This is a genomic window from Vibrio sp. Vb0304, assembly GCF_033338995.1.
Classification (GTDB): Bacteria; Pseudomonadota; Gammaproteobacteria; order Enterobacterales; family Vibrionaceae; genus Vibrio; species Vibrio alginolyticus.
Map to the genome: position 1 here is coordinate 20,629 of NZ_JAWOTT010000023.1, position 12,664 is coordinate 33,292.

Annotated in this window: 10 protein-coding genes; 6 read left to right on the forward strand and 4 right to left on the reverse strand. The window is 46.1% G+C overall.

Annotation, left to right across the window (positions count from 1 at the left end; all coding sequences use genetic code 11):
- Positions 1-43 precede the first annotated feature (43 nt).
- Together dtd and R7P35_RS19870 are read right to left on the reverse strand one after the other, a co-directional pair.
- Positions 44-478 (reverse strand): D-aminoacyl-tRNA deacylase, encoded by a 435-nt coding sequence (gene dtd / locus R7P35_RS19865; protein ID WP_005379282.1) that lies wholly within the window; start codon positions 476-478, stop codon positions 44-46.
- Positions 450-1,394 carry a virulence factor BrkB family protein gene (locus R7P35_RS19870; RefSeq protein WP_005379281.1) on the reverse strand — a complete coding sequence of 315 codons (945 nt, stop codon included), beginning with the start codon at positions 1,392-1,394 and terminating at the stop codon, positions 450-452. The genes dtd and R7P35_RS19870 overlap by 29 nt, the downstream gene beginning before the upstream one ends.
- Before the next feature lie 34 nt (positions 1,395-1,428).
- Here R7P35_RS19870 and R7P35_RS19875 point away from each other — a divergent pair, with 34 nt between their 5' ends.
- Positions 1,429-2,070: a DUF2959 domain-containing protein gene (locus R7P35_RS19875; RefSeq protein WP_005382972.1), complete on the forward strand. Its 642-nt coding sequence runs from the start codon at positions 1,429-1,431 to the stop codon at positions 2,068-2,070.
- Between the two features lie 31 nt (positions 2,071-2,101).
- Here R7P35_RS19875 and R7P35_RS19880 read toward each other — a convergent pair whose 3' ends face one another.
- Together R7P35_RS19880 and typA are read right to left on the reverse strand one after the other, a co-directional pair.
- Positions 2,102-2,644 carry an AAA family ATPase gene (locus R7P35_RS19880; RefSeq protein WP_065275007.1) on the reverse strand — a complete coding sequence of 181 codons (543 nt, stop codon included), beginning with the start codon at positions 2,642-2,644 and terminating at the stop codon, positions 2,102-2,104.
- 72 nt (positions 2,645-2,716) lie between these two features.
- A complete protein-coding gene (typA, locus tag R7P35_RS19885) occupies positions 2,717-4,546 on the reverse strand; it encodes a translational GTPase TypA (protein ID WP_005379276.1) in 1,830 nt (609 codons plus the stop codon).
- A 530-nt stretch (positions 4,547-5,076) separates the two neighbouring features.
- On the opposite strand from typA, the gene glnA reads away from it, so the two are divergent.
- The 5 genes from glnA to R7P35_RS19910 all read left to right on the forward strand — a co-directional run bounded on the left by glnA (position 5,077) and on the right by R7P35_RS19910 (position 12,552).
- A complete protein-coding gene (gene glnA, locus R7P35_RS19890; protein ID WP_005379275.1) occupies positions 5,077-6,486 on the forward strand; it encodes a glutamate--ammonia ligase in 1,410 nt (469 codons plus the stop codon).
- A 195-nt stretch (positions 6,487-6,681) separates the two neighbouring features.
- Positions 6,682-7,263, forward strand: coding sequence for a DUF4124 domain-containing protein (locus R7P35_RS19895; RefSeq protein ID WP_017635013.1), 582 nt, complete (start codon positions 6,682-6,684; stop codon positions 7,261-7,263).
- Positions 7,264-7,395: 132 nt separating this feature from the next.
- On the forward strand, positions 7,396-8,442 hold the full coding sequence (gene glnL / locus R7P35_RS19900; protein ID WP_017821940.1) for a nitrogen regulation protein NR(II): 1,047 nt from the start codon (positions 7,396-7,398) through the stop codon (positions 8,440-8,442).
- A 57-nt stretch (positions 8,443-8,499) separates the two neighbouring features.
- The gene (gene glnG / locus R7P35_RS19905) at positions 8,500-9,903 is read left to right on the forward strand and encodes a nitrogen regulation protein NR(I) (protein ID WP_005379267.1); all 1,404 of its coding nucleotides are present in this window, start codon (positions 8,500-8,502) and stop codon (positions 9,901-9,903) included.
- A 102-nt stretch (positions 9,904-10,005) separates the two neighbouring features.
- Positions 10,006-12,552 (forward strand): EAL domain-containing protein, encoded by a 2,547-nt coding sequence (locus tag R7P35_RS19910; RefSeq protein WP_318092526.1) that lies wholly within the window; start codon positions 10,006-10,008, stop codon positions 12,550-12,552.
- The last annotated feature ends 112 nt before the right edge of the window (positions 12,553-12,664 follow it).

Below are 12,664 nucleotides of genomic sequence, written 5' to 3' on the forward strand. Positions count from 1 at the left end.
AGCTTGGAGTTAAAGCTTAGACTATGGCGCCTGTGTTACCAGATTAGACCTGCAACCAAAACGTCACTGGACCGTCATTCACCAAAGACACCTTCATATCGGCAGCGAAGCGGCCACGCTGTGTGGGTAAGACTTCTTCACACAAGTCAGAAAAGTAATCATACAAGCGCTCTGCATCCACAGGATGCGCACCGCGAGAAAAGCCAGCTCGCGTGCCTTTTTTTGTATCCGCAGGCAGCGTAAATTGAGAAACCACCAGCACTTTACCTTCCACCTGTTTAACGTTCAGGTTCATCTTGCCTTCGTCATCTTCGAACACACGGTAGGTTGTAACACGCTCCATTAAACGCTTTGCTTTAGCTTCATCGTCGTCCTTCTCTACGCCCAATAAGACCAGCAGACCACGATCAATTTCTCCTACGACTTCACCATCCACGCGGACGGCTGCTTCACTGACTCGTTGAATTAGCGCTATCACTACTCTCGCTTCCTTCATCTGTTAACTGAGATTCAGCGGTCGAGTGTATCATGTCTAAATCTTCACTCCAGTGCTCTCGCTCACCAAGCGCAGCCGTAACTTCCGCCCCCAATAACACGATCATCCAGCATAAATACACCCAAACAAATAAGATAGGAATCGCCGCTAACGCGCCGTAGATGAGCTGATAAGACGGAAACTGAGTGATGTAAAGCGCAAAGCCTTTTTTACTCAACTCGAACAGTATCGCGGCGACTGCTGCCCCCATGGCACCATGAGCGAGGTGTACTTTTTTATTCGGCACTAGAATATACAAGCCAAGAAAAGCAAAAAAGGACAGCAACAACGGTAGCCAACGCAGAAATAAATTAAACGCACCAGATAATGTCTCGTTCTCTAAAATTTGCAGCGAAGTCACGTACGACGTCGCCGCAATACTCGCACCGACCATGATCGGCCCTAACGTGAGTACCATCCAATACATAGAGAATGAAAAGACTAAACGGCGCTTGTCTTTAACTCGCCAAATGTAGTTTAAGTTCTTATCAATGTTGGAAATCAGCATGACCGCTGCGATGAATAAAAACCCACCGCCAACCGCGCTCATTTTGCCCGTATTCGCCACAAATTCCTGTAATGCCGTATGTACAGCTTCTCCAGAAGCTGGCACAAAATTCTCAATAATGTAGCCTTGCAGCACCTCACCAACGTTCGCAAAAACGGGAAATTTCGACAATATTGATAACAATACCGTCAGCATTGGCACGATGGATAACAAGGTAATGTAGGCAAGATAGCCCGCGTTCACATTCACACGGTCATGCGTTAATCGCTTAAGAAGATACTTAAAAAACGCGACGCAACTTGGCAGTAGATTGATTAATCTCGCCTTGTAACTCTCTGATAACTGGTTCATAGTTCATCCCATAATTAGCGCCGAGGACATAAGAATGCCTTATTTATTAGCAATTGTACTATCAATTTTCACTTTAACAGGGTGTCAATCTGCTTATTACTCAGCAATGGAGCAGGTTGGGTATCATAAACGAGATATTATGGTCGACCGCGTCGAAGATGCCAAAGAATCTCAACAAGATGCACAAGAAGAATTCACCAGTGCACTTGAAGCCTTGTCTGCGATCACCAACTTTGATGGTGGTGAGCTAGAAAATGTCTACAACAACATCAATGACAAATACGAAGATAGCGAAAAAGCGGCTCAAGACGTACGTGACCGTATTGCTGCGATTGAAGACGTATCCGGCGCACTGTTTGATGAGTGGCAAGATGAGCTAGAGCTGTACTCGAGTGCGAAACTGCGTCGTTCAAGCGAGCAAAAGCTACGTGAAACCAAAGCCTCGTACAAAACCATGCTTAGCGCTATGAAGCGTGCAGAGAAAAAGATGACACCGGTACTGGACACGCTGCGTGACAACACGTTGTACTTAAAACACAACCTTAACGCCAGTGCGATTGGTTCTTTGCAAGGTGAGTTCTCTAGCTTAGAGAAGGACATTCAGTTTGCGATCAAACAAATGAACGAAGCGATTGCAGAGTCCGATAAATTCCTACAAAAGCTCAATCAAAAGTAAATGATTTAGACCTCCTCCAAGTGAGGAGGTTTTAGTCGGCGACCTTACCGAGTAAACCGATGACTCTTCGAACAAAGCCTACCCTCTCTGGCACAGTTCCCCATGGCACTTCTACCACTTCATAACCCAACTCAGTATAGACACTCACTAACGACTGATGAATCTCCAATGCTTCTTCAAAGCTGTGCGGACGCACTTCATCTTGTACGTAAATGGATGCTTCAGGTCGACAAGTAAACACCTGACTATGGTACCCAGCGCTTTCGGTTAAGAAAGCTTGGTCAACCTTACAGCCGCCCACTTGTAGGTATGCAATGATGTCGGGGATGGCGCGATCAACAAACGCAACATCATGACAACGCGCATCACTCTTTTGTTTGTCCATCAACCCAAGGCATAACTTGGCAAACTCAGGTAAATTCGTCCACGGCAAAATACCATTTTCTAACTGGCTTTGCTGCTCAATCAAGTCGCGAGACCCTTCAGGAAACGTGGCATAACCACACGCGTCTAGCGCATTCAGCAGTGTTGTTTTTCCCGCACCAGGCCCACCGGTGATAATAATCGGGTTCATATTCAACTCCAGAAAACAAAAAGCCCCGAGCATAACTCGAGGCTTCTTCTTAATTGAATCGCTTAACGAAAATTATTTCGCGCCACGAGAAGCACGCTTACGGTCGCTTTCCGTTAGGAACTTCTTACGGATACGGATGCTTTCAGGCGTTACTTCTACTAGCTCGTCGTCATCGATGAATTCTAGTGCTTGCTCAAGAGTCATCTTGATAGGCGGAGTAAGAACCTGTGCGTCATCTGTACCAGATGCACGAACGTTGGTTAGCTGCTTACCTTTCAGTGCGTTTACCGTTAGGTCGTTGTCACGGCTGTGAATACCGATAACCATACCTTCGTAAACTTCAACACCGTGACCGATAAATAGACGACCACGCTCTTGAAGGTTGAACAGTGCGTTAGTTAGCGCTTTACCCATCGCGTTCGCGATTAGTACACCGTTTACACGTTGACCGATGTTACCGCCTTTGTGAGGGCCGTAGTGATCAAACGTATGGTAAAGAAGACCTGAACCTGAAGTCAGTGTCATGAATTCCGTTTGGAAACCGATCAGACCACGTGATGGCATAACGAAGTCCATACGCACACGACCTTTACCGTCTGGAGACATGTCTTTCAGCTCACCTTTACGTAGGCCGATGTTCTCCATGATGCCGCCTTGGTGCTCTTCCATTACGTCGATAGTTACCGTTTCGAACGGTTCCATCAACTGACCATCCTCTTCTTTGATGATTACTTCTGGACGAGATACCGCAAGCTCAAAGCCTTCACGACGCATGTTTTCGATCAGGATAGAAAGGTGAAGTTCACCACGACCTGATACGCGGAATTTATCTGGATCGTCTGTTTGCTCAACGCGTAGTGCAACGTTGTGTACCAATTCCTTCTCAAGACGCTCAAGGATGTTACGTGACGTTACGAACTTACCTTCTTTACCCGCGAATGGAGACGTGTTTACTTGGAACGTCATTGTTACTGTTGGTTCATCAACAGACAATGGTGGTAATGCTTCTACTGCGTTTTGTGCACAGATAGTGTCAGAAATTTTCAGCTCGCCAAGACCAGTGATTGCGATGATATCACCCGCGTTAGCTTGTTCCACTTCGTGACGCTCTAGGCCAAGGTAGCCCATTACTGTACCCACTTTACCGTTGCGAGTTTTACCGTCAGCACCAATAATGGTTACCTGCTGGTTTGGCTTAACGCTACCACGAGTTACGCGAGCCACGCCGATAACACCAACGTAAGAGCTGTAGTCTAGCTGAGAAACTTGCATCTGTAGTGGACCATCAAGGTCAACATTTGGCGCGTCAACAACATCAACGATAGTTTGGAATAGTGGTTCCATATTCTCGCCAGTTTCGCCTTCTTCTAGAGAAGCCCAGCCGTTAAGTGCTGATGCGTAAACTACTTTAAAGTCTAGCTGGTCATCAGTTGCACCTAGGTTGTCGAATAGATCGAACACTTGGTCCATAACCCAATCAGGACGTGCACCAGGGCGGTCAATCTTGTTGATTACAACGATTGGTTTTAGACCGTGAGCAAACGCTTTTTGTGTTACGAAACGCGTTTGAGGCATTGGACCATCGACTGCGTCAACGATAAGTAGTACTGAGTCTACCATCGACATGATACGCTCAACTTCACCACCGAAGTCCGCGTGTCCCGGAGTATCTACGATGTTGATACGGTAATCGTTCCAGTCGATTGCTGTGTTTTTAGCAAGAATGGTAATACCGCGCTCTTTCTCGATGTCGTTCGAGTCCATGACTCGCTCTTCAGCTTCACCGCGAGACTCAAGCGTGCCTGATTGTTGTAGCAGCTTGTCAACCAACGTGGTTTTACCGTGGTCAACGTGCGCGATGATCGCGATATTTCTTAATTTATCAATCTGTGGAGTAGCCATGGATATTGATTCACTTAGATAGATGAAATGCCCCCACGCTGAGAACGGGTGCTCTCTGGCGACATTTGCTGATTAAAAAAACGGCCATAATGTACCAGATTTTAGCAAAAAGCCTAGAAATATGTGATCTACTCCCGAGCATTTCTGCGATTTTTACGCTTAATGCCCATTTTCTTCCTCAGAACGAATTGATTAAACGCAACTTTATTCTAATCGATGCATAATTCAAATTGACTCTTGCTCAAAAACTGGGCTGAATACGCAATGTACCTGTCACATTATGGTGCAACAATGATTTTTGGCACCATAATAGTGCAAGCAAAGATCATTTTGGTGCAAGCAAGTGCACCAAACTAGCATTCAAAAACACAATTGCTTGAAATTAATGGAATATTTTTTTTGGCACGGTTTTGGCTTAAGTTAAAACAGCATCGATTAATGAAAAGTCAAATTGATTAATCAATGCCAGGTTTCATGAATAATTCATAAATCGAGCTTTTACCGCTTATTAACACTGGAGGTTATCCAAGATGTCAGTAGAAAACGTTCTATCGCTGATCCAAGAAAACGAAGTTAAGTTTGTTGACCTACGCTTCACTGATACAAAAGGTAAAGAGCAGCACATTTCGATCCCTGCTCACCAAATCGACGCAGACTTCTTCGAAGAAGGTAAAATGTTCGATGGTTCATCAGTTGCTGGCTGGAAAGGTATCAACGAATCAGACATGGTAATGATGCCTGACGCATCTTCTGCTGTGCTTGACCCATTCACGGAAGACGCAACACTAAATATCCGTTGTGACATCTTAGAGCCTGCAACAATGCAAGGCTACGACCGTGACCCACGCTCTATCGCAAAACGCGCTGAAGACTTCATGCGTTCTACAGGTGTTGCAGATACTGTACTTATCGGTCCTGAGCCAGAATTCTTCCTATTTGATGACGTGAAGTTCTCGACAGACATGTCAGGCTCTTTCTTCAAAATCGACGACGTAGAAGCGGCATGGAACACAGGTTCTGACTACGAAGAAGGTAACAAAGGTCACCGTCCAGGCGTTAAAGGTGGTTACTTCCCAGTAGCTCCAGTAGATTCATCTCAAGACATCCGTTCTGCTATGTGTCTAGTAATGGAAGAAATGGGTCTTGTTGTTGAAGCGCACCACCACGAAGTGGCAACGGCGGGTCAAAACGAAATCGCAACTCGTTTCAACACGCTAACAACCAAAGCTGACGAAATCCAAATCTATAAGTACGTTGTACACAACGTTGCTCACGCGTTTGGTAAAACAGCGACGTTTATGCCTAAACCACTTGTTGGCGACAACGGCAGCGGTATGCACGTTCACCAGTCTCTAGCTAAAGATGGCGTAAACCTATTTGCTGGTGACAAGTACGGCGGTCTATCTGAAATGGCGCTTTACTACATCGGTGGTATCATCAAACACGCTCGTGCAATCAACGCATTCGCTAACCCATCAACCAACTCGTACAAACGTCTTGTACCAGGCTTCGAAGCACCAGTAATGCTAGCTTACTCAGCGCGTAACCGCTCTGCTTCAATCCGTATCCCAGTGGTACCAAGCCCGAAAGCACGTCGTATCGAAGTTCGTTTCGGTGACCCAGCGGCGAACCCATACCTATGTTTCGCAGCAATGCTTATGGCTGGTCTTGACGGTATCAAGAATAAGATCCACCCAGGCGAAGCGATGGATAAAGACCTTTACGATCTTCCAGCTGAAGAAGCAGCAGAAATCCCAACTGTTGCATACTCACTAAAAGACGCGCTAGCAGAGCTAGATGCTGATCGTGAGTTCTTAACAGCGGGCGGCGTATTCTCTGACGACTTCATCGATTCATACATCGACCTTAAGTCTCAGGACGTAGAGCGTGTGAACATGACAACTCACCCTGTTGAGTTCGAACTTTACTACTCTGTGTAAGGTCGACACTGTGTAAAGTGTAAACACAGCAATAAAATATTAGGCTCGCCTCGCAGGCGGGCCTTTTTTGTATTCGCCACTCAAGCTTCGACGTTTAACATGAGGGGATAATAAAAATACGCTTAGAATTTTTCCTTACAGGTCAAAGAGCTAAGCCATTGAAACGTGAAATCATCGAACAAGAGAAGGTGAGCAATGAAAGTTCAGCTTATTCCATCACTGTGTGCACTCAGCGGATTGTTAATCGCCTCTATCGCCTTCGCGCAGGTCGCGTATACGTGGGTAGATGAAAATGGCGTGGTTCACTTTAGCGATACGCCAAACAAAGGAGCAAAAGCGATCGCACTGCCAAACCTTGAAGCCAGCGCACCAGCTCCTGAGGTAGAAAGTACTGAATCGCTCGCACCTCAGACTACGCCATCTACTGCATCACAAAACAAGCCAGATAAAACAACCGAGAAGCCTCTCCCATTACAACTCTCGATGCTGGCTCCCAAGCACAACGAGACCATCCGCAGCAATCGAGGCATCATCAATATTCAATTAGAAACCAATCGCAAGCTTGGTATCGGTGAGCAATTGCAATTGTTACTCGATGGAAAACCTTATGGTGCACCACAAAACCATATAGTGTGGCAGTTGAACAATATTGACCGAGGCACTCACACACTTGCTGTGCACGCGAAAAGAAGCGGCAAGCTTATTGCATCTACTAGCCCTATAACGGTGCATTTACATAGAGCAAGTGTTAAGCCGACCGTAAAAGGGGCAAAATAGAATATCTGGTGAAAAAAATCACATCACAGCGATGCTTTTCACTTTTTCTTCTAAGATTTATTCGCCATACTTAACGTTCAATTGCACCATTATTGTGCATCGCACAATCTTAAAGCAAAACAAGGACGTAATGTGGATACCAGTCTTCCTAGTGCCATTCTCAACAATATGGTGACAGCAACGCTGATTCTTGATGATGGATTGGCCATCCGTTATGCCAATCCGGCTGCCGAATTGCTGTTTTCTCAAAGCGCCAAACGAATTATTGAACAATCACTTTCTCAATTGATTCAGCATGCGTCGCTGGATCTCGCGCTGCTCACTCAACCGTTGCAAAGTGGCCAAAGCATCACCGACAGTGACGTCACTTTCGTTGTTGATGGCCGCCCTTTAATGCTAGAGGTGACGGTTAGCCCTATCACTTGGCAAAAGCAGTTGATGCTTCTGGTCGAGATGCGCAAAATTGATCAGCAGCGCCGACTCTCTCAAGAACTGAACCAACACGCCCAACAACAAGCAGCGAAGCTGTTAGTCCGAGGGCTTGCACATGAGATTAAAAATCCGCTTGGCGGCTTACGCGGTGCGGCGCAATTGCTAGAAAAAATGCTGCCAGAGCCCTCTCTCACCGAATATACACACATCATCATTGAGCAAGCAGACCGTTTAAGGGCGCTCGTGGATCGATTACTAGGACCGCAAAAGCCAGGTAAGAAGACACAAGAGAATCTGCACCAAATCCTTGAAAAGGTTCGCCAACTGGTTGAATTAGAGTCACAACGCTCAATCATCATTGAACGAGATTATGACCCAAGCTTGCCAGAGATTTTGATGGATACAGACCAAATCGAGCAGGCAATGCTTAATATCGTCAGCAACGCCGCACAAATTCTTAGCCATCAAGAACACGGGAAAATAACCATTCGCACCAGAACGGTGCATCAAGCCAATATTCACGGCAAACGCTGTAAACTCGCTGCTCGTGTCGAAATCACAGACAACGGCCCAGGTATTCCACCGGAACTACAAGACACGCTGTTCTATCCCATGGTCAGTGGCCGCGAGGGAGGAACTGGATTAGGGCTATCTATTTCGCAAAATTTGATCGACCAGCACAATGGAAAAATAGACGTAGAAAGCTGGCCTGGTCACACAACATTTACTATTTATCTGCCGATCTGAGTGCGCTAATGGACTTCAAGTCGCGTCAGTTTTTCGGTTTGCTGCAAGGATTACTACATGAGTAAAGGATATGTTTGGGTCGTTGATGACGACAGTTCAATTCGCTGGGTAATGGAGAAAACGCTCTCCTCTGCCAACATCAAATGTGAAACCTATGCCGATGGAGAAAGCGTGTTAATGGCGCTCGAACGCGAAGTGCCGGATGTTCTAGTATCAGACATTCGCATGCCAGGTATTGATGGGTTGGAGCTACTAAAGCAAGTACAGCGCGATTACCCAGACCTTCCCGTGATTATCATGACCGCGCATTCAGATTTAGATGCGGCAGTGAATGCGTACCAAAAAGGTGCTTTTGAATATTTACCAAAACCTTTTGATATTGATGAAACTTTAACTCTGGTTGAACGAGCCATTGCACACAGCCACGAAAACAAACGCGAGCAGCTCTCTCCAGAAGACATTCCAGCAGAAACGCCTGAAATTATCGGTGAAGCACCAGCGATGCAAGAGGTGTTTCGCGCCATTGGTCGTCTTTCTCGCTCCTCTATTTCAGTCTTGATTAACGGTGAATCGGGCACGGGTAAAGAACTCGTTGCTCATGCACTGCACCGTCACAGTCCACGTGCTAACAAACCTTTCATTGCGCTCAATATGGCGGCGATTCCCAAAGACTTGATTGAATCAGAACTGTTTGGCCACGAAAAAGGCGCGTTTACGGGGGCAAACAATGTTCGTCAAGGACGATTCGAACAAGCCAATGGCGGCACTCTATTTTTAGACGAAATCGGCGACATGCCATTGGACATTCAAACTCGTTTACTACGCGTTCTAGCTGACGGGCAGTTTTATCGAGTGGGCGGTCACTCTCCGATCAGTGTCGATGTACGAATTGTCGCGGCAACACACCAGAACTTAGAAAAGCTGGTGCACGAAGGTGACTTTCGTGAGGACCTATTTCATCGCTTAAACGTGATTCGCGTTCAGATCCCGGCACTGCGTGAGCGTAAGCAAGACATTGAAAAGCTTACACAGCATTTTCTTATCCGTGCGGCTGATGAGCTTGGTGTGGAAACAAAAACTCTCCACCCGTCGACTGTAGAGATTCTTAACCGCCTTGATTGGCCTGGCAACGTGCGTCAATTAGAGAATATTTGCCGTTGGTTAACCGTTATGGCCAGTGGTAGCGAGGTGTTACCAAATGACTTGCCAAGCGAACTACTAGAAGAGAAAAAATCCATTTCAGACTCTGCACATGGTAGTTGGCAAGAACAATTGGCGGATTGGGCACGGCATTCACTCGCAGCAGGAGATAAAGAACTACTTTCTTACGCTTTACCAGAATTTGAACGCATTTTATTAGAAGCAGCCTTAGAGCACACTAAAGGTCATAAGCAAGATGCCGCTAAAGTATTAGGCTGGGGGCGAAATACACTCACCAGAAAATTAAAAGAATTGTACTGACAATCACTTACGTGGTGCGTTAACAACGAGCGTCGTTTGTCACTCGATATTAATAAAAACATCAGTACAATTGTGGCGCACCACCATCTATGTGATTAGGCGATGTCTACTGCTACGACTCAAATTACACTGCGTACTGCTGTTCTGATTCCATTTGTCATGATCTTCTTACTGGCGATCGGTGTCATTGTCTACGTCCAAAAACAAAGTTACGAAGAAGTGGTCACGGATATCAGTGACAAGCAACTTTCCGTGTTAACCGAAAGTGTCCACGACCACCTCAATAGCTATCTACGTAAGCCTTTTACTGCGGTTATGGCTCTCGCGCACAACGTCAGCTATCACAACCTTTATCGCCCTCACGATACCTCAGACATTCAAAACTACCTGCTAAGTGCATTCAAAAATCTTTACCAATCGATACCGCAGTTGGATGTAATCGCATTTGGTTCAGAAAACGGCGACTTTGCAGGCTTTCGCCGCGAACTTTCCGACGATTACACCTTAATGGTGCAAGATCGCCACACCGATGGTGATCTGGTTATTTATGGAACCAACCATGTGAGTAACAACATTCGAACGGTTATCTCCCAATACGATCCTCGCACTCGCCCATGGTATAAGCCCGTTGCAGAGAGCCAAAACGCCACTTGGTCTGAAATTTATACCAATGCTGATGAACGCCAGGATATTACGCTATCAGCCATGACGCCGGTGTACAAACACGACCAATTTGCTGGTGTTTTGGTGACAGACATTCGTATCAATACATTCAACGAATTCCTGCGCGAGTTAAAATACAACACTAAAGCGTCGGTCTACATCATGGACCCAGATCATCGTTTAATCGCTCACTCAGGCCCGGGAAGCGTCATCTCATGGGGCACAAAATTTTCGGATAAAGGGCAGCGTTTGCTTGCCGCTGAAAACGCAGACCCGATCATCAAAATCAGTGCGAGCCGAGTCCGGTCTTTCGATCTCAACAACACCAAGCAACCTTATACTTTTTCATTTGAACATGATGGCCAACGTATTTTCAGTCGGCTAACCCCGTATCGAGACCAAGACGGCTTAACATGGTTTATCGGCACCTCCATTTCGGAGTCTGAGCTTCTCGGCCTGTTACCAAAAAGCCAGCAAGAGAGCTGGCTCGTTGGCATTATTGTAAGCCTATTTGGTATCGCCATCAGTTGGATCATTTTCAACCGAGTTACCAGACCAATTAACGCGACGGCCGCCGCCGCTCAGCACCTGGCAAATGGGGATTGGGATAGCGGCATGCCAAAGCCTGGTTATGTGTATGAGACAACCGTACTGGTCCATGCTTTTAATGAAATGGCGAACAATCTAAGAGCTTCATTCAAAGCATTGCGTGAACAGTTGGTTTATGACTCTCTAACACGCTTATATAGCCGTCAGGGTTTGGTCGAAATCTGTGAAAATCAGTCTGATCTTTGTCACGGCAGTTTATTTTTACTTGGCATCAACAAATTTAGAGATATCAACGACAGTGTGGGTCATCACAACGGCGACCAGTTGTTGGTCAGCATCGCTGAAAGGTTAAAACAGCAGTTTCGTGACAACGCATTATTGGCTCGGATTGGTGGTGACGAATTCGCGGTATTTCTCTCAAATGTCGACACAGAAACCAAAATTAAACAAACCGAGCGTCGATTACAGCAACTCTTTTCCACCCCATTTATGGTGGAAGGCGAGAATGTAGTGATGAAGATTTCACTTGGTATTGTACAAACCCAGCCAAACGAAACCATGCCTTTATGGTTACGCAACGCCAGCATCGCATTAAGTTACGCCAAACAAGACTCACTGACTGGTGTTTGTCACTACAGCCCAGAACTAGCGAGCGCTTCAAAGTTTCGTACGCAAATGCTGACCAAGATCCAAACTGGCATTGAAAACCGAGAGTTTATTCCTCATTACCAACCGATTGTGGATCTCGTCAGTGGCACAGTGTGTGGCGCCGAAGCACTTGCGCGTTGGCATAGCGACTCAGGTATGGTGTCACCATTAGATTTTATTCCAATCGCGGAAGAAAGCGGCATGATCAAAGCCATTGGCCAACAGATTCTGTTACAAGCTTGTCGCGACACTTACCAAGCGATCGAAAGCAAACAGTGGCCGTCGGACTTCCAACTGCATGTGAATATCTCCGTTAATCAACTATCTTGCCCAAGTTTTGTCGATACGGTGACAAGCGTATTGGATATCACGAAATTACCAGCAAGTAACCTCACACTAGAGATCACAGAATCACGCGTCATTGATAGCGCACCGACCACACTAGAAAACATGACTAAACTGCGTGAAATGGGTATTGGTATCGCGATAGATGACTTTGGCACTGGTTACTCATCACTGGGTTACCTCCACTCTCTACCGTTTACTTGCTTGAAGATTGATCGCACCTTCATCAATCAACTCACACAAGAAAACTTAAACAGTTCAGTCGTCGCTGCCGTCATCAATATCACAGCAGGTCTCAAAACTAATGTCGTCGCGGAAGGTGTCGAGGATAGCAATCAAGCACAATTACTGCGCTCTTTAGGCTGTAATCAGGTGCAAGGCTTCTACTACAGCCGCCCTATGCCACTAGAAGAATGGCCAACACATTTGGTGAACATGAAGTAGAAAAGAGCGAGAATCGTTGATTTCCTAGTCATCCTCTACTGACAATCTACCCAACTGTTATTTATACTTAACTGCAAATCTTACCCATGTATTGTCACAGATGATGTTTGGG

What these genes read in the sequence shown, in the direction of transcription:
- R7P35_RS19870 (WP_005379281.1), bottom strand. Translation starts at nt 1,394, where the DNA reads ATGAACCAGTTATCAGAGAGTTACAAGGCGAGATTAATCAATCTACTG.
- glnA (WP_005379275.1), top strand. Translation starts at nt 5,077, where the DNA reads ATGTCAGTAGAAAACGTTCTATCGCTGATCCAAGAAAACGAAGTTAAG.
- R7P35_RS19875 (WP_005382972.1), top strand. Translation starts at nt 1,429, where the DNA reads ATGCCTTATTTATTAGCAATTGTACTATCAATTTTCACTTTAACAGGG.
- glnG (WP_005379267.1), top strand. Translation starts at nt 8,500, where the DNA reads ATGAGTAAAGGATATGTTTGGGTCGTTGATGACGACAGTTCAATTCGC.
- R7P35_RS19910 (WP_318092526.1), top strand. Translation starts at nt 10,006, where the DNA reads ATGTCTACTGCTACGACTCAAATTACACTGCGTACTGCTGTTCTGATT.
- typA (WP_005379276.1), bottom strand. Translation starts at nt 4,546, where the DNA reads ATGGCTACTCCACAGATTGATAAATTAAGAAATATCGCGATCATCGCG.
- R7P35_RS19895 (WP_017635013.1), top strand. Translation starts at nt 6,682, where the DNA reads ATGAAAGTTCAGCTTATTCCATCACTGTGTGCACTCAGCGGATTGTTA.
- R7P35_RS19880 (WP_065275007.1), bottom strand. Translation starts at nt 2,644, where the DNA reads ATGAACCCGATTATTATCACCGGTGGGCCTGGTGCGGGAAAAACAACA.